The sequence below is a fragment of the Actinospineispora acaciae DSM 45401 genome (genome assembly GCF_000620785.1).
Classification (GTDB): domain Bacteria; phylum Actinomycetota; class Actinomycetes; order Mycobacteriales; family Pseudonocardiaceae; genus Pseudonocardia; species Pseudonocardia acaciae.
The window spans coordinates 516,366-532,315 of the sequence record NZ_JIAI01000004.1 but is presented as its reverse complement, the minus strand read 5'-3'; the positions used below and the strand labels follow the sequence as shown (position 1 = coordinate 532,315).

Sequence of the window (15,950 nt, the reverse complement as noted above, 5' to 3'; positions counted from 1 at the left end):
AGATGCCGAGCGTCCTCGCGGCGTCCTCCGCGCAGTCCACCACCGCGTCCCTGGTCGTTGACGCCCCGAGCGGGCTGCGGGATGGGCAGTTGCTTTTCGCGGTGATGAGCATGAACTCCTCGGGCTCGTTCGCGGACATGACCGCTCCGTCGTCGACGTGGGAGCTGGTGGGGGCTGGGCTGAACACCAGCGGCCGGCCGCGGGTCAAGGTGTGGCGCAAGTCAGCCGACTTTGAGCCGGCCGCCTACACGTTCAGCAAGTCGGACGGCCCTTCCGGGGTGATCACGCTGCTGGCGCTGGATGGGTTCGACCCGGCGGCACCGATCCACATCACCCCGTCCTACTCGACGTTCTCGCCGGCCACCACCTCCCACGTCGCACCGTCGATCTCCCCGACTCTGCCGAACACGCTGCTGGTCTGCGTGTTCACCTCGAACTCCCCGTCCGGTAGCCACTCCACACCGTCCGGGATGACCGAGTGGGCCGACATCAGCGCGGCGAGCACGAACCACTCCGTGTGCACCGAGGCGCGAGCGGGGACCGGCTCCACCGGCACCCGCACCGCCACCGCGTCCTCGTCGGCTGTCGCCAGCACCCTGTCGATGGCCGTGGCGAACCAGACCACCACCTCGGTCACCGCGTCGGACACGGCCAGCGGCAGCGACCTGGTCGGGCTTGAACCGGTCGTCGCCCTTGGCGACACCGGTACCGGCTCGGACTCGGTGAGCCCGGGAACCGACCTCGCCGTCACAGACATCGCGACCGGCTCGGACACCGTCGATGCCGGCCAGTGGGCCAAGCAGGCGGCCAGCGACGCCGCCGCCGGCTCGGAGAGCGTCGCGCTGGATCGCACCACCTTCGCCGACCTCGCCGAGCAGGGCAGCGGCGACGAGCAGACCGCCATCCTGCGCGCGACCGGCCTCGCCGACACCGCCACGGCCACCGACAGCGCCGCCGCGGTCGTCCGCTCGACCACCCTGGCCGACGCCGCCAGCGGCGTCGATGACGTGCGGGTGGTGGACATCCCGTTCACCCGGGTGCTGCCGCTGCGCTCCGGCCCGGTCTACGACCTTGTGGTGGTGGCCCGCGTCCCGCAGGTCGCCGGGCCGCCCGCGTTCATCGAGGTCGACCCCATCGAGTGGAAGCAGATCAGGTACGGCAACACCCTGAGCCAGCCCCAGGACCTTGAGGCGTCGTGCCTGATCTCCTCGGTGACCGACCCCGTCGTGCAACGGCTGCGGCGGCTGTCCGACGCCGCGACCGAGCTGTGGCTCTACCGCAACGGCAAGATCGTGTTCGCCGGGCCGCTGGTGGGCTGGCGCACCAGCGGGGAGTCGCTGACGTTGTCTGCGCGCGGCCTGCTGGCCTACCTGTCGCTGATGGTCATCACCAAGGACCTGCGGTTCGACCAGGTCGATCAGTTCAGCTTCGTCACGACCATGATCGACCAGTGGCAGGTGCTCGACTACGGCAACTTCGGCATCGACACCAGCACCGTCGGCGCCTCAGGCGTGAAGCGTGATGGCACCTACCTGCGCGACGAGCTGCACAACGTCGCCCAGCGCGTGGCCGAGCTGGGGCAGCGGATCAACGGGTTCGACGCCGAGGTCGACCCGGCGACCCGCAAGCTCCAGTTGTGGTACCCGCTCAAGGGCGTCGACCGGTCCAGCGGTGAGGACGCCATCGTGGTCGACGCCCGCAACATCACCAGCGGCGACACCCTGTGCTCGGTGGCGGCCGGTGACCTCGCCTCCGAGGCGTTCGGCACCGGCACCAGCTCCGGCGCGTCGGGCACCCTGTTCTCCGCCCGGGAGAACCCCGAGCTGCGTGCCCGCTACGGGCGCTGCGCGGTCACCGGCACCTGGTCGGACGTGTCCGAGCAGACCACCCTGGACGCGCACACCCAGGCGCTCCTGGACGCACGCTCCGAAGCGCTCATCGTGCCCGGCCCCGACGTGCGGGTCACACCCGACGCCGACCTGGCGAACTACAGCATCGGTGACACCATCGCCTACGACCTGCAAGCCCAGCTCGGGATCACCGGCGCCTTCCGCATCCGCCACCAACGGGTCTCCGTGTCCTCCACCGGCCAGGAGTCGGTGACGCTCGAGTTCGTGTAGGGAGGCCGCCCGGTGGCAGACGACCGGCCCGTGGAAGACCCCACCGACGCGGTCGGCAGGTTGCAGACCGAGCTGGACGACCTCCGGTCGACCGTGCTCGCTCGGATCACCCGACGCCCGACCGGCGATGTCGAGCCCACCATCCGGTCCACGCCCAAGGACAAGACCCTGCTGCTCGACGGCCAGCTCGTCTCCCGCGACACCTACGCCGGGCTCTGGACCTGGGCACAGGACACCGGCCTGGTGATCACCGGGCTGTTCACCACCGGAGACGGGACCACCACCTTCGGCCTGCCCGACTTCCGAGGCCGCGTGCCCATCACCGCCGGCACCCTCGACACCGAGACCTACCCGCTCGGCGCGCTCGGCGGCCTGCCCACCCGGGTGATCACCGAGGCGCAGATGCCCGCCCACCAGCACACCGGAACCACCAGCCAAGACGGCGACCACGTGCACGGCGGCACCACCGGTGTCTCGGGTGACCACCCGGGCCACAACTTCACCGGCACGGCGGCCGGCGGCACCCAGATCCCGTACGGCCAGGCCGGCGGCGGCGCCCACACCCACGGATTCGTCACCTTGCACGACGGCCTGCACTACCACGGGTTCTGGACCTCCACCGTCGGCGGCAATGTGCCCTTCGACGTGCGACAGCCCTACATCGCGATCAACTGGCTGATCTGGGTGTAGCACCCGCGCGGTTCTACACACCCACCCCATCTCGTAGGTGCCGGCGACCCCACGGATTCCCCCGAGCTACCCGCCCGGACGGGGTTCGGGGCGAGCAGCCACGCCCGCGCAGATGCCCAACCCGAGGGAGGCAGCGTGCACCACCACCATCCGCCCTTCAACCACTACGACCCCGAGCGCGACCCGATCGAGGACCCCCACTTCCCGCGCGTGGGCGCCTACGACCCCGACCACGACCCCGCCTGGCCGGCCGACTGGTCAGCTGAACCCACCGAACGCGACCAGGCCGCGATGGTCGTGCCGGAGCAGAGAGAGGGGCGGCAGTAGTGGCGATCAACCTCTACGACTACGCCCACACCGCCGCCGATCGAGGATGGGGCAGCGGTTGGCCACGCTGCTCGGGCGGCTCGGACCTGGCGACGGTCACCGCCGACCGCTCCGGCACCCGCGTCTCGGTGCGCAAGGGCCTCTCGGTGCTGGTGGACACCCTGCTGGACTGGACCGAACGACCCGACGGCGGCAACTACCTGCTCAAGCCGGGCCAGTGCGGCGGCTACAACTGCCGACCCATCGCCGGGACCCGAACCCCGAGCAACCACTCCTGGGCGGTCGCGGTCGATCTGAACTGGAACGACAACCCGTACACAAGCACCGGCCGGCACACCATCCCCACCCAGGTGGCGGCGGTGTGGAAGCACTACGGCTTCGCCTGGGGCGGCGACTACAAGGGCGCCCGCAAGGACTGGATGCACTTCGAGTTCATGGGCACCCCGGCCGACGCCGTCGAGAAGTCCCGCCTCGCGCTGACCCACCTCGCCGCCCCCGGCGGCGCCCAACCATCACCCCCGGCTGGCGGGGCGCTGGCGCGGGGCAGCAGCGGGCCGGTCGTGGCCGCGATGCAGGCACGGCTCAACCGCGACTATCCCGCGTACTCCACGCTCACGGTCGACGGCGCGTTCGGTGCAGCCACCGAGGCGGTCGTGCGGGAGTTCCAGCGCCGCGCCGGTCTCGCCGAGGACGGCGTCGCCGGCCCGGCCACCCTCGCCGCGCTGCACCTCGCGTGACCATGAAGCTCCCCGCGCCGCTGGCCTACTCCATCGTCGTGCTGGTCAGCCTGGTGTGGGCCGGCAACTTCGTCGCCAGCGTGTTCCTGCCCAGCTACCACTCCGACACGACCCTGTCGTTCGTCTTCATGACCGTCGTCGGCGGCGCGCTCGCCCTCAAGCAACGCGACGACGAGGCCGGGCCTGGGCTGCTGGCCCGGCTCCTGGCCGCCCTGCGACGACCACCCCCGCCGGCCTCCCCGGACGAGGAGGAACAGCGGTGACCAGCCACGTCCTGCTCTCGTGCCTGTGGTCGATCGCCGGCCTGATCGTCGGCTACGTCCTCGGCCGCGCCGGCCGCATCCCTCTCCCGGAGACACCCGTGCCTGACACCACCACCCAACCCCACGACACCCCGACCACCCGGGGCGCCCGCACCCGGCAGCGCCGCCATGACTCGATAGCGGGTGTCGCGCTGGTCGTCCTGGCGATCGCGTCGGTCACCGTCACCGCCGTGCACATCTCCGGGCAGCAGCACCTCCTCGACCGGCAGCAGGCGGCCGTCACCTGCCAGAACGCCTACAACACCGCCGTGGTCGAGGCCCAGGACGAACTCCACAAGGCCGCCGCCCTGGAACGGGAGGGTCAGCGCAAGCTCCTCGCGGCCAGCTTCGCTCCCGAGCGCACCAAAGCCTCGGTCAACGCCGCCTACCGGGCGTATCTCGACGTGCTGGCCCAGGCCGACCGGCAGCGCGGCGACAACCCACTGCCCCCGCTGCCCCGATGCTGATGCCCGAGCACAGCTCCCGCCCGGCTCGCGGCGCCGAACCGGTGGTCACTGCCGACGCCATCCGCACGGTGCTGGCCGCGCTGGTCACCGTGGGCTGGCTGAAGCTCGATGACACCGTGCTCGCCGCGCTGGGCACCGTGCTCGCCTTCCTGGTCAGCACCGCGATCACCGCCATCACCCGGTCGCGGGTCACCCCGAACGCGCACCTGCCCAGCACCGACACCGGCACGGACGCGCGGGTGCCGGTCGCGGTGCTGTTGACCCCCAAGTCCGGCCCCGGAGGCCAGCAGTGAGGACAGGACGACCCTGATGGCGGTGCGCGAAGACCTGGTGATCCCGCAGGGCAAGAGCTGGGTCGGCCCGACCTGGGCACTGATCGGCGAGGGCAACACCCCGGTCAGCCTGGCCGGCAAGACCGCCCGAGCCCAGATACGCCCGACCGCCCAGGATGCCCAGGTGCTCCACGAGTGGAGCTCCGAACGCGGCAACATCGACATCCGCGAGGACACGCCGGTCACCGTCACCCTCGCCGACGGCGCCGAGCTGGTGGTGCGCACCGCCGCCATCGCGCTCACGGTCACCCCGCGCGAGTCCGCCGCGTGGAGCTGGCGCGTCGGGGTCTACGACCTGGAGGTCACCGACACCGTGAACCCCGACATGGTGTGGGCGGTGGTGGAGGAAAGCGCCGTGCGGGTAGCTCCGGAGGTCACCCGGTGACCACCCCGGTGCGCATCATCCGCATCACCAGCTCGGCCGGCCCGGTCGCGGTGCCGATCACCGGGGCGTCGCGCCCGACCTACCTCAACGACCTCGCCGATGTCGACACCACCGGCGCCCCCGACAACGCGCCCACGGTGCTGCGTCGCCAGCCGGACGGCATCTGGCGCCTGGAGACCCTGCCCGTCGAGCGGCGGTGGGGCGACCAGGTGCGCTACGCGGCCGGCGCCCCCGCTGACGCCGCCCCGGATGGGGCGGTGCACGTCGATGTCACCAACGGCCGGATCTACCGCAACGAGAGGACGAGCCTCGTATGACCACGCCGCAGGCGACCGCCTGGCAGGAGATCGGCGACCTCACTGGGCCGGCCGGCGCGCAGGGCGCACCAGGTACCTCGATCACCGGGGCGGCGATCAACACCAGCGGCGACCTGATCGTCACCCTGTCCACCGGGGAGCAGATCAACGCCGGCCGCGCCAAGGGCGAACGCGGCGGCGGTATCGACTTCGAGTCCTCCGTGCCCACCGTGGCCGACCTGCCCGCCACCGCCCCCTACGGCGAAGCCCGCTACGTGCAGGCCAACGGACACCTCTACGTGTTCGAGGCTGACGGCGGCGGCGCGGGTGTGGACGGGTGGACCGATGTCGGCGCCATCCGCGGCGCGACCGGTGACACCGGCCCGCAGGGCGCTCCGGGCCGAGGGGTCACCGCCGCGACGGTCGACGCCGCCGGCCACCTCGTGCTCACCTGGTCCGACACCGGCCCGGCCGACGTGGGTGTGGTCAAGGGCGCAGACGGCGCGCCCGGCACCAACGGCGCCGACGGCGCACCCGGCGAGCGCGGCACCGACGTGATCGCCTACCCCGCCGGATCGGTCCCGGCCGCCTCCGGCTACCGCGTGGGCACCATCGCCATCGGCGGCGACGGCAAGCTCCTGCGCGCCATCGCCTGACGCCGCCATGTCGACGCCTTCGGCCAGCTCGTGGGAGCAGGTGGGCACCCTCGGCCTCGCGCGCATCCGCGGCGCCCAGGACTACGACGACACCACCGCACCCAGCGACGGGCAAGCGATCCTGTGGGTGGCCTCCGGCGGCCGGTACGGCCCGCGCACGATCACCCCGGCCGCCATCGGAGCCGCCCCGGCCGGCCACACCCACCCCGCGCCGCTCGTGCCGAACCCACCGGTCACCCTCGCCTACGCCGCCACGGTGGCGCCCAACGCGAGCAGTGGGAACTACTTCGTGTGCACCCTGACCGGCAACCTCACCCTGAACCCGCCGACCAACGCCACCGAAGGCCAGCGCGTCTGGTTCCGTGCCATCGCCTCTGGCGCCGCCCGCACCGTCAGCTTCGGCGCCGGGTTCAAGAAGTCCACCGGAGTCGGAACCTCCATCGCTCCCGCCACCGGCAAGCGCGCGGACATCGGCATGATCTACGAGGCCGCCGACGGCTGGACCATCACCGTCGCCACCGCCCAGCAATGAAGGCCCAGCAGTGACCACCCTGGTCGTCGGCCCGCTGGACAACCTCGCCGGCGCCATCGCGGCCGCCGCGCCGGGGGACAAGGTGTTCTTCACCGGCGAGCACCCCGCCCAACGCATCACCAACTCCGGCACCGACACCGCGTTCTGCGAGCTGTACTCCAACGGCACCGGCCGTATCCACTCCGAAGGAGGCGCCGCCGCCGGCAACACCGAGTACGGCCTGTGGCTCGACCGCTGCTCCTACTGGGGATTCCGAGACTTCACCGTCCACGACGCCGCCAAAGGCATCGTCGCCGACACCACCACCCACACCGCGTTCAAGCTCGTCGAGGTCCACACCACCAAGGACGAGGGCTGGAAGTTCCGCTCGAACTCCCACCACCTGTACCTGAGCAACTGCGCCGTACACGACACCGGCATCGCGGCCACCGACGGCGTGTTCGGCGAGGGCTACTACGTCGGCGACGCCAGCTCGAACTGGCCCGACCCCGCCAGCCCCGACGCCACCCAGTACATCAAGTTCACCAACTGCAAGGCGTGGCGCACCTACGGCGACGGCTGGGACATCAAGGAAGGCTCCCGCTACGTCCACCTGGTCGGCTGCGAGGTCGACCACCGGCTCGGCAATGCCCCCGCCTACGGCAACCAGTTCGGCGACACCGGCTGCTACACGCGCGGCGACTACGTCTACTTCGAGGGCTGCACCATCTACAGCGCTCCCGGCTACGGGTTCAAGTGCTACGACACCGCCGCGATCGGCGGCGTGGTCTACGGGCGCAACGTCTACCTCAAGGCCGGCAGCGCCACCAGCCTGAACCTCTCCGGCGTCGGCTCCCAAAGCGACGCACCCGACGGCATGCATGTCTACAGCGACTTCTCCGGCACCAAGGACCAGGTCGGCGGTGGCTGGCTGGCCAACTACGGCAACCTCAACCCCAGCACCTACACCGCACCCACCTTCACCCCCAGCCCAGCATCGAGCTACTACACCGCCGAGCCCTGGCCCTCCGGCACGGGCACGACCAACCCCTGGGCCGCCTTCTTCAGCTAGCACACCCCGCTGGCGCACACCGGGACCGTCCCCAGGGCCGCAATCGGCCCGCAGCCACAGCCGGCGACCGTCCAGTGGACCGCCAGAACCACCCCGTGGCCCACCGGCCCGCCAACGCCGCCAACCAAGCCCGTACCGCGCACATCAACTACCTCAACTTGCCTGCCGACCTGGACCTTCACGACCAGCGCCAACCCCCCACCTCATACCGCCCCCCGACCGCCTGCCTCCACATCGAGGCACGGTCGGGGGGCGGTCTTTCGTGTGTTCACCTGCTGGGTTGATCTGGGCAACCCGCCAGAGGATCCAACCCTGCGTTAGCCTCTCGGGCCAACCAGCGAACGCCCGGCGATACCCCGCGCTGATCACATACGCCACAGTCGGCGCGTTGCGGCAACAGTTGGAACAGTAAAAACAAGCGGCACATGATTCGACAACGAACTACTTCTATTCCCAATCGGTATCCTCTATCCGTTGGCGTTTCAGCAAATGGCGGGGTCACCCATTTGGTTAAATTGCACCGTGGGACTATGCGTGTTGCTTGGACACCGTGTGAGATAGCCGAGAACGATGCGGTGCATCTCATCGCGCGCAGGGTGTGATGACCCGACCGCAAACGTCGGCCGGGGCGATGCGCCAGAGGACTCTCTGACGCGACCGAAACGGCTCAGGAGGTATGCGGGTAACCATGGCCCGTCACCGCGCACCCCGACGTACATCGCTGTTCAACCGTCGCATCCCCACTAGGCCGGACACCGCCAATGACCAGCGGCAACGCCCATCAGAGACGCCCACGCAGGTGCAGAACTCACACGGCACCGTCCGATATTCGGATGGACGAACCCACGCCGTGAAATACAGCATCGGCGAGTTCGGCGCCGCCGACCGGCGTGAGCGCTTCGTCGCCTGGCGTCCCGCCGGGGACCCCATCGAGGACGGCATGGTCCTCTCCGTGAACACGCAGACAGTGCTTATTCAAGTCCGGGAACGAAACCCCATTTTGGATTCCCGCCCGACTCCCGTCGAGCGGTCACGCCCCACACGATAAAGAAAGCGGCAAAAATGGCTAAGCGCGTGACAATTACCCTCATTGACGACCGCGAGCGGCAGCACGGCCGAGAAGTGGAAGCGACGAGCACCACTCGGTTCAGCCTTGACCATCGCCACTACGAGATCGACCTCAGCGAAAGCAACCGCGCCGAACTCGACGCGATCATGAGGAAGTACATCCAAGCCGCCCGACCTCAGACAGGGCGCCGGCGCGCTGCCGCCCGTCGCGTACTCAACACCCCGACCGGCCAGCGGAGCCCGGCCGTGACCGACCGGGAGCAGAACCAAGCGATCCGCGCATGGGCCGCCCGCCGCGGCGTGAAGATCAACCCCAAAGGGCGCATCCCTGGCCACGTGCTCGACGCCTACCACGCCAGCGCTACCACCAGCACCGCCACCACCAGCAACGACACCGACACCAACACCACCAATGGTCACTCCGAGCCGCAGCTCCTGCCGAGCTTCAGCCAGAACCTGGGCTAGCGCGAGCGCCCGCGTCTCGTCGCCATCCCCGAGGCTCCACGACGCGATCCGCCTCGGGGCGCCGGGACCCTCACGAGGTCGTACGACCCCGGACCGCGACCCCACCGAACCGCGGCGGCGGGCGACGAACCAGCACACGGGAACAGGTCACACCCCCGATGAACACGCCCGACGCACCATCACGGGGAGAGGACGGTTACACCTGTGAAATTTCCAGACGAAATAGTAGACGCAACTAACAAAATCTGCTTGCACGAACAAATTGCCGCTCGAACCCGCATGACCCTGCTACGCATCGAACAACGAGCCCACCGCGCCGGATGGGGCGCGAAACCGGAATCTCATCCGACGATATTCCACGTCGCCGCGCACCCCACCAAGCACTACGTCACCGCCCGCCGCGCGCACCGGCTCAACCACGAACTCACCCAAGCCCGCCGGTACACCGGAGGGGAGGTCGGCGAGGCCCTGGCCCTCCTCGCCGACAAGGCCGAGCTCGGCCGCGGGATCCTCACGACCCTCGGACTCCCCACTACCTCCGACACCTACCACGGGATCAACGCCGGCCAGAACTTCTACGGCCTGGCCCTGCGCACTGAGGTATGGACAACCCCCGACGACATGGACACCGACTCCCTGCGCGCGCTCCAACCAGGCTCGCTACGCCTGCACCCGCGCCGCGTGGAAGCGCGCCTCGTGCAACTCGTCGCCCGCGACGGCCTGCTCTGGACCGTGATCCGGGTCCGACGCGAACCCGTCCAGGCAGTGGTCACCCGACCCGAGAGCGACTTCGAGAGCGTCGGGCTGTTCGTCAACTCCCTTGGCCGGCTCACCAACGCCATCGCCGGCAACCCCGTGCCCATCCCACCACTCACCGAGGAGGTGTCCCCATGACGTAGGTCAACCACCACACGCCAGGACTCCCCATTCAAACACCCAGGCGTAAGACGAGGACCAGCCCTTATGACCGCTCGCAAGATCGCCACCGCCCAGTCCGGCAGCCCCGGCCACGACCTCGCCCCAGCTCCCACCGCACCCCACCGAGGCGAGGCCCGATCATGAGCCACCACCTGCTGATGTTCACCCCAACCGAGGTTGCCGCCTTCCTCCGGGTGTCCAAGATGACCATCTACCGGATGGTCGACCACGGCGACATCGGAGGCGTCCGCGTGGGCCGTTCCCTCCGCATCCCCCGCACAGCGCTAGAGACCCTCATCGGCCAACGACTCACACCGGACGACCTCGCCGAGATACGCACGACCGACGCAAGCGACGACGAGTCCCACGACGACGACCCGCCCTCTCCCAGCGAAGGAACGAGTGAACCAGCGAGTACGCCAGAACGCAGACGACACGACGCCACGCCAGCAAGATCGTCAGCTTGCACGCGATCAGGCAAGCAGCGCCAGCGGCCCGGCAGGGCTGCGTCCCGGTGAATGCCGACTGGCGCTGTCCTGGTCGGAACGCAACCTGCTGCACCACATGCTCACCGTGACCTCCGAGTCCCGCGAGCACCTGAGCGGCAACGTCAAGCTGGCCGCGTTCCGAATGCTCGGCAAGCTGTCCACGTCGATGGTGCTGTCCAAGAACGAACGCGAAGCCCTGCACCAGATCGTCGACCTGGCAGCTCGCCGGCCCGAACACTTCGGCGGCTACGACCACTCAGCCGCCGCACGCATCCTGACCGCGACAGCCGCACGACTGGCGGCCAAGCTCCCACGAAGGGGGTCGGGCATGTACTAGACGATCACGAGCGGCCAGCCAGAATCCGCTCCTCGTAGAGCCCAGCGTGGACATCATGGTAGAAGGCATCGACCTCGGCCTGGTTGAACCTGAGGGCAGGTGCGTCGACTTCCGATGTGGAACGGCGGAAGTCATACCAGCCATCCCCGCGCTCAGTGATCACGAGAGGCAGGCCGTCGGTTCGCCCCTGGCGCAAGCCCTGCTGGAAGACGTGGAACTCGTCGTCGGTGAAGCGAAGCCGATGATCCGCTGCCGAGCCGAACTCGACCTTGCTGTCTCGCAGCTCCACGATGCCGCTACCGCATGCCAGGTCGACGCAGGTCCGGTTGGGGTCGGAGCTGCTGCGACTGGGAGACCGGAAGTCATGCGGGCCGAACTGAGTCATCAGATCATCTTTCCGTTCTGGGCGGTGAGCAGGGCCAAGACGACGCAGCTCAGCGGTAGGTCTCCACGATGCTGCGGAGGAACGTCCGGCTCTCAGTAGCGTTGAGCGCCGAGTCAGCCAGCCTGGTCCACAACGCATCGTGCGCGGCAACCATGTTCTTGTCGTCGTCGAATCGTAGGTCGGTCACCAACTCGGTGTACACCACGTCAAGCGGGCCGGCCAGTCCTGGCGCGGGGATCCGTAACACCGTGAAGCGGTAAGTGATCTCGATCTGCGCCTCGCTCTCCCGCATCTCGAACGGAAGCACGTGGATGATCACGTTGGGCATCTCCGAGCACATGATCAGGTGCTCAAGCTGCTCGCGCATCACCGTGTTGTCGCCCCACTTCCGGCGTAGGCACGACTCGGACAGCACGAAACGCAACTCGGGAGGATTCTCGGCGGTGAGGATCGCCTGCCGGGCAAGACGAGCCTGAACCAGCTCGTCCGTGGATGGTCCAGTCTGCTCGCCTGAGCCTGCCAACAGTGCTCGGAGATATGCCTCCGTCTGAAGCAGCCCGGGGATGACCTCGACCTCGGCGATCCGTATGAGGTCCGCGTCCTCCTCGAAGTCGATGTACCGACGGAAGGCCTCGTCGTGTACCGCGCGGTACCCGGTCCACCGGCCTCGCTGGGAGCTGCCGTCGCGGAGTCGGTTCACCAGCTCCCACATCTCGTCATCTCTACTCACGCCGTAGCCTGCGAGCAGCAGATGTAGCTCGCCTGGCGTGATGCTCCGCTGCGCCCTCTCCACCAGGACGATCTTGTTCCGGTCCTTGCGACCGATCAGCCGGCCCGCTTCATCCTGGGTCATACCGGCTTGGTCTCGGAGCCGCGCGAGCAGCTTGCCGAGCTGGACCTTGCAGACAGTGGGCGTCGTCGCGGACATCTCTCAAGAGACCTTCCGATGTTGGCTGGCGGGCAGGTCGGCAGCACGTGCACGCACATTATCCCTGGTCACGCAACGTAGTTGCTGCCGTCACCCATCCAGGTCTAACCATGGGCAACGTTGCAAGTGTAGCTTGGCGCACACGAACTTCCTGTATCGCAACGTTGCACATGTATCGCTTCGGCTGACGACGGGAGGATAGATGATCAGGGACAGAGCGCTGACGCGCCCCGGCATCGGGCCAAGCGCGAGAGTCGTCATTGATAAGTCCGGTGACCTGTGGGACCGGGCTGTCGATGTCCGGGTGCGGGCATGACGCCGTCACCCAGGCCGGTGGAGGACTACTACAAGGTTCTGGAGTGCGGGTGCCCGTGCGGCGTTCACCACGAGGTTCCGCTTGAGGAGTACGTGGCCGCGCTCATAGGGCAGACGGACACGTCGCTGGCGTTCTGCCGTCACCACGTTGTCCAGCGGGAACCGGACCGCGTGCTGATTCTCTTGTGTCGTGCCATTCGCCGAATGGTTAGCCGAAAGAGCGTTCGGGTGCGCCGGTGTCGGGCATGTGCCAACGAGCGAATTTCGATCGATCCACGCCATGAGTCCTGGTCTGAAATTAATCTGCCTTTGGTTGAGTGGTCACTGGGGCAATGCGTGGGCCTAATTTCGGGCAAACCACGTCGCCGGCCGCCGGACGGTAACGGCGACGACAGCTTGAAGGGAAACGCAGTTGTGGAGTGGTGGGGATACCCGATAGTCGTATTGGCGATTCTGCTCGGGGGCTCGATCATTGGCCTCACGGTGATCTTGCTCATGTTCCGCTGGCCGGCCGAGCGGGCCGCTCGTCACGAACGTAAGCGGCGATCAGTCGGATGAGGAAGCCGATGAGCCCGACCAGAGTTCGGCTGTTGGCGTTCGGGCAGTGGTTGCTTGGCGCGTGCGAGATGACATGGTTGCTGATCAAACGTCGCTAACTGACTGTGCCGCTCACTTCCTGCGTCGACCGGTGGCTGCGTCCTGGTCGGCTCGGGAACTCAACCCCCGACCCAAAAGGTGTCGGGGGTTGAGCCAAACAGGCGAGAGCATCAGTCGTTGTGCAAGTCGAGACGTCTGGCATTACTCGCCATGAAACGACAGGAACGCTTGTGAACCCGGATCCCTTAGCGCCGCCGTGTCCGGACCTGATACCGACGGCGGCCATGCCGCACAACCCCCGGCCCGTACAGGCCGCCCCGGTCGACCGTGCAGAGGCCGCGACCGCTATCTGTGGCTGTGGCTTACCGCGTGAGGCGCCTGCCGGACTGCGGTGCTGGCGGCCTGGTGTCGCCAGCTTCCCTGAGCCTGGTCCACGGGTGACGGTAGTTGTCCCGTACGGCGTGGCACCGTGGCGGTGCTGGTACGTGCGCGCCGCCACAGGTGGCTGGGTCCCCTTCGGCGCGCGAACAGGCGCCAGGCTCGTCGTGCCATGGGCGCTGGTCGGGCTGTGCGCGGACGGGATCTCGCACCCGGTGTTCGACGCCGACGCCTGGAATGCGGGCGAGCTGAGCGGGAGCGTGCCGGTCCTCGACCGAGTCTGGGCGGTTGCCTGGCTGGCCGGCGTAGAGGGCGGCGACAGCCATGCGGTGCGGATGGAGGACTTCCTCAGGAAGACAGGGGTGTACTACGCGGCGTGCGAGGAGCGGGTCGAGGCAACACCGCCGTATCGACTGGGCAGTCGGCGCTGCCAGAAGTGCCGGTCGCTCCTTCCGGTTCCAAGCGATACCGCCTGCTCACGCTCGTCTGAACCGGTGACTAAACCCCGAAACGCCGTCGAAGCGGTGGCACAGCCTGGGATGGTGGTCGGTCGTGGGTAGGCTGCGCGCTCCTTCTGGCCCGGCCGCAACTCTGACTCCGGCCAGCAACTCATCCATCGAACCGAGCACGGGAAGAGTGACCAGGTGAGCACGCTACGAGAAGATGGCGACAGCGCCATGCCCGCGATGTCGGAGATCGACGGTCTGCGGGAACAGATGATCGACGAGCTGCGTGAACTCGGTGCAATTCTGACCCCGGAGGTCGAGCGGGCTTTTCGCACGGTTCCCAGGCATGTCTTCGTCCCCGAGGTGCCGTTGCACAAGGCGTACGCTGCGGAGCAGCACGTGGTCACCAGGCGGGACGAGCGTGGTGTCACGCTGAGTTCGGTCAGCGCCGCGCGTATCCAGGCGTTCATGCTTGAGCAGGCCGAGATTCGCCCGGGGATGCGGGTGCTGGAGATCGGGTCGGGTGGTTACAACGCGGCGCTGATCACGGAGTTGGTCGGTGAGGACGGGGAAGTCACGTCCATCGACATCGATCCCGCTGTCGTTGACCGGGCTCGCCGTCTGCTGGCAGTCGCTGGATATGGGCGAGTGAACGTCGCTCTGGTTGATGGAGCGAACGGCGAGCCCGAGCACGCCCCGTACGACCGCATCATCGTGACGGTCGAGGCAGTCGATCTGGCCACCGCATGGGTTGACCAGCTCGCCGAGGACGGGCGGATCGTGGTGCCGCTGAGGGTGCGTGGGCTGAACCGTTCAGTCGGGTTCCAGCGCGAGGGTGAGCACTTGGTAGGTCGGGACTACAAGGTGTGTGGTTTCGTTCCGATGCAGGGCATCGGAGCAAAGCCCGAGCGTCTTGTGGAGCTGCACGAGGGCGAAGGCGAAGAAGTGGGCCTTCGGCTGGACGACGAGCGACAGGTAGATGTCCCTCGGCTGCGAGCCGCATTGCGTGGGCTTCGGGCAGAGGCGTGGTCGGGGATGGCTATGGGGATCGGCATGCCCTACGACGACCTCGATCTGTGGCTGGCGACCAGCCTTCCGGGCTACGCGCTGCTGGCGGCGACCCGGCCGGCGCGCGAGCGCGGGTTGGTGGCCGCTTCCTCGCCAATGGGCGTTTCGACGCTCATCGACGATGCCGGTGCCTCGTTCGCCTACCTGGCCATCCGGCCCGCCAACGCTGAGCGGACCTTGTTCGAGTTCGGAGCGATGGGCCACGGCCCGGATGCCCAGAAGACAGCGGATCGACTATGCGCGAAGGTCCAGGACTGGGACCGCCACTACCGGGGAAAGCGGGCCGAGTTCCGCGCGCACCCGGCCTCCACGCCGAACGATCGGCTATCCGTCGGGTGGATTCTCGACGGAGCGAGCCGAATCACCATCACATGGCCTTCGATAACGGGCTGAGCGAAATGCCAGCCGCAAGTGTATGTCCACCACCGATTATAACTGGAGGAGATAGAGATGGAAGCTGCTTTACAGCAGAGCCCGGGCAGTTCGGACTACGATCTGGATGTGTCGTTCGTAGAAAAGGGAACGGCTATCGCCGAACTGCTGAACAAGACGAGTGATCAGTGTGGTTCAACCAACCAGAGCGCCTGTGTTACCTGCATCGGTGACTAATCGACTCTAGGTTCGGCCCGCCGTCGAGGCCCTGTAGCGAAGTACTGGTCTCG

The 15,950-nt window shown here is 68.0% G+C and carries 21 protein-coding genes; 19 read left to right on the top strand and 2 right to left on the bottom strand.

All coding sequences use genetic code 11. The features are described from left to right. Positions 1-2 precede the first annotated feature (2 nt). From N912_RS0122635 to N912_RS64570, 16 genes are all read left to right on the top strand, one after another. Complete coding sequence (locus tag N912_RS0122635) at positions 3-2,120, top strand: hypothetical protein (protein WP_156993879.1); 2,118 nt, start codon at positions 3-5, stop codon at positions 2,118-2,120. A 12-nt stretch (positions 2,121-2,132) separates the two neighbouring features. Then, positions 2,133-2,810 carry a phage tail protein gene (locus N912_RS60605; protein ID WP_028924187.1) on the top strand — a complete coding sequence of 226 codons (678 nt, stop codon included), beginning with the start codon at positions 2,133-2,135 and terminating at the stop codon, positions 2,808-2,810. 135 nt (positions 2,811-2,945) lie between these two features. Next, complete coding sequence (locus N912_RS0122625; protein WP_028924186.1) at positions 2,946-3,137, top strand: hypothetical protein; 192 nt, start codon at positions 2,946-2,948, stop codon at positions 3,135-3,137. Then, entirely contained in the window at positions 3,137-3,874 is a 738-nt protein-coding gene (locus N912_RS64575; protein ID WP_051580623.1) for a peptidoglycan-binding protein, read from the top strand. Before N912_RS0122625 ends, N912_RS64575 begins: the two co-directional genes overlap by 1 nt. Continuing rightward, positions 3,871-4,137: a hypothetical protein gene (locus tag N912_RS0122615; protein WP_028924185.1), complete on the top strand. Its 267-nt coding sequence runs from the start codon at positions 3,871-3,873 to the stop codon at positions 4,135-4,137. The genes N912_RS64575 and N912_RS0122615 overlap by 4 nt, the downstream gene beginning before the upstream one ends. After that, entirely contained in the window at positions 4,134-4,643 is a 510-nt protein-coding gene (locus N912_RS0122610; RefSeq protein WP_028924184.1) for a hypothetical protein, read from the top strand. The genes N912_RS0122615 and N912_RS0122610 overlap by 4 nt, the downstream gene beginning before the upstream one ends. Then, positions 4,637-4,936: a hypothetical protein gene (locus tag N912_RS0122605; RefSeq protein ID WP_028924183.1), complete on the top strand. Its 300-nt coding sequence runs from the start codon at positions 4,637-4,639 to the stop codon at positions 4,934-4,936. Before N912_RS0122610 ends, N912_RS0122605 begins: the two co-directional genes overlap by 7 nt. A 16-nt stretch (positions 4,937-4,952) precedes the next feature. Beyond that, the gene (locus N912_RS0122600) at positions 4,953-5,360 is read left to right on the top strand and encodes a hypothetical protein (RefSeq protein ID WP_028924182.1); all 408 of its coding nucleotides are present in this window, start codon (positions 4,953-4,955) and stop codon (positions 5,358-5,360) included. Continuing rightward, positions 5,357-5,677, top strand: coding sequence for a hypothetical protein (locus N912_RS0122595; RefSeq protein ID WP_028924181.1), 321 nt, complete (start codon positions 5,357-5,359; stop codon positions 5,675-5,677). The genes N912_RS0122600 and N912_RS0122595 overlap by 4 nt, the downstream gene beginning before the upstream one ends. Then, positions 5,674-6,312: a hypothetical protein gene (locus tag N912_RS0122590; protein ID WP_028924180.1), complete on the top strand. Its 639-nt coding sequence runs from the start codon at positions 5,674-5,676 to the stop codon at positions 6,310-6,312. The genes N912_RS0122595 and N912_RS0122590 overlap by 4 nt, the downstream gene beginning before the upstream one ends. 7 nt (positions 6,313-6,319) lie before the next feature. After that, entirely contained in the window at positions 6,320-6,844 is a 525-nt protein-coding gene (locus tag N912_RS0122585; RefSeq protein WP_156993877.1) for a hypothetical protein, read from the top strand. Between the two features lie 10 nt (positions 6,845-6,854). After that, positions 6,855-7,895: a right-handed parallel beta-helix repeat-containing protein gene (locus tag N912_RS0122580; RefSeq protein WP_028924178.1), complete on the top strand. Its 1,041-nt coding sequence runs from the start codon at positions 6,855-6,857 to the stop codon at positions 7,893-7,895. Positions 7,896-8,957: 1,062 nt separating this feature from the next. Further along, positions 8,958-9,428, top strand: coding sequence for a histone-like nucleoid-structuring protein Lsr2 (locus N912_RS53935; RefSeq protein WP_051580622.1), 471 nt, complete (start codon positions 8,958-8,960; stop codon positions 9,426-9,428). A gap of 204 nt (positions 9,429-9,632) precedes the next feature. Beyond that, positions 9,633-10,322: a hypothetical protein gene (locus N912_RS0122565; RefSeq protein ID WP_156993875.1), complete on the top strand. Its 690-nt coding sequence runs from the start codon at positions 9,633-9,635 to the stop codon at positions 10,320-10,322. Positions 10,323-10,486: 164 nt separating this feature from the next. Next, the gene (locus N912_RS62225; protein ID WP_037065857.1) at positions 10,487-10,864 is read left to right on the top strand and encodes an excisionase family DNA-binding protein; all 378 of its coding nucleotides are present in this window, start codon (positions 10,487-10,489) and stop codon (positions 10,862-10,864) included. Then, entirely contained in the window at positions 10,749-11,171 is a 423-nt protein-coding gene (locus tag N912_RS64570) for a hypothetical protein (RefSeq protein ID WP_169747912.1), read from the top strand. Before N912_RS62225 ends, N912_RS64570 begins: the two co-directional genes overlap by 116 nt. Before the next feature lie 4 nt (positions 11,172-11,175). On the opposite strand, the gene N912_RS0122555 is transcribed toward N912_RS64570, so the two are convergent. Next, a complete protein-coding gene (locus N912_RS0122555) occupies positions 11,176-11,556 on the bottom strand; it encodes a DUF397 domain-containing protein (RefSeq protein WP_028924173.1) in 381 nt (126 codons plus the stop codon). Positions 11,557-11,605: 49 nt separating this feature from the next. Continuing rightward, the gene (locus N912_RS0122550; protein WP_028924172.1) at positions 11,606-12,484 is read right to left on the bottom strand and encodes a helix-turn-helix domain-containing protein; all 879 of its coding nucleotides are present in this window, start codon (positions 12,482-12,484) and stop codon (positions 11,606-11,608) included. A 1,397-nt stretch (positions 12,485-13,881) separates the two neighbouring features. On the opposite strand from N912_RS0122550, the gene N912_RS63635 reads away from it, so the two are divergent. From N912_RS63635 to N912_RS67060, 3 genes are all read left to right on the top strand, one after another. After that, positions 13,882-14,334, top strand: coding sequence for a hypothetical protein (locus N912_RS63635; RefSeq protein ID WP_169747932.1), 453 nt, complete (start codon positions 13,882-13,884; stop codon positions 14,332-14,334). An 84-nt stretch (positions 14,335-14,418) separates the two neighbouring features. Beyond that, the gene (gene fxlM / locus N912_RS0122545) at positions 14,419-15,681 is read left to right on the top strand and encodes a methyltransferase, FxLD system (RefSeq protein ID WP_245645380.1); all 1,263 of its coding nucleotides are present in this window, start codon (positions 14,419-14,421) and stop codon (positions 15,679-15,681) included. A 57-nt stretch (positions 15,682-15,738) separates the two neighbouring features. Beyond that, positions 15,739-15,897: an FxLD family lanthipeptide gene (locus N912_RS67060; RefSeq protein WP_084211105.1), complete on the top strand. Its 159-nt coding sequence runs from the start codon at positions 15,739-15,741 to the stop codon at positions 15,895-15,897. Positions 15,898-15,950 lie beyond the last annotated feature (53 nt).

Excerpts from the sequence above, each read along its gene's own strand:
- N912_RS67060 (WP_084211105.1), top strand. The coding sequence starts at position 15,739 with ATGGAAGCTGCTTTACAGCAGAGCCCGGGCAGTTCGGACTACGATCTG.
- N912_RS0122635 (WP_156993879.1), top strand. The coding sequence starts at position 3 with ATGCCGAGCGTCCTCGCGGCGTCCTCCGCGCAGTCCACCACCGCGTCC.
- N912_RS0122605 (WP_028924183.1), top strand. The coding sequence starts at position 4,637 with ATGCTGATGCCCGAGCACAGCTCCCGCCCGGCTCGCGGCGCCGAACCG.
- N912_RS0122600 (WP_028924182.1), top strand. The coding sequence starts at position 4,953 with ATGGCGGTGCGCGAAGACCTGGTGATCCCGCAGGGCAAGAGCTGGGTC.
- N912_RS0122550 (WP_028924172.1), bottom strand. The coding sequence starts at position 12,484 with ATGTCCGCGACGACGCCCACTGTCTGCAAGGTCCAGCTCGGCAAGCTG.
- N912_RS0122590 (WP_028924180.1), top strand. The coding sequence starts at position 5,674 with ATGACCACGCCGCAGGCGACCGCCTGGCAGGAGATCGGCGACCTCACT.
- N912_RS0122555 (WP_028924173.1), bottom strand. The coding sequence starts at position 11,556 with ATGACTCAGTTCGGCCCGCATGACTTCCGGTCTCCCAGTCGCAGCAGC.
- N912_RS62225 (WP_037065857.1), top strand. The coding sequence starts at position 10,487 with ATGAGCCACCACCTGCTGATGTTCACCCCAACCGAGGTTGCCGCCTTC.
- N912_RS53935 (WP_051580622.1), top strand. The coding sequence starts at position 8,958 with ATGGCTAAGCGCGTGACAATTACCCTCATTGACGACCGCGAGCGGCAG.
- N912_RS0122585 (WP_156993877.1), top strand. The coding sequence starts at position 6,320 with ATGTCGACGCCTTCGGCCAGCTCGTGGGAGCAGGTGGGCACCCTCGGC.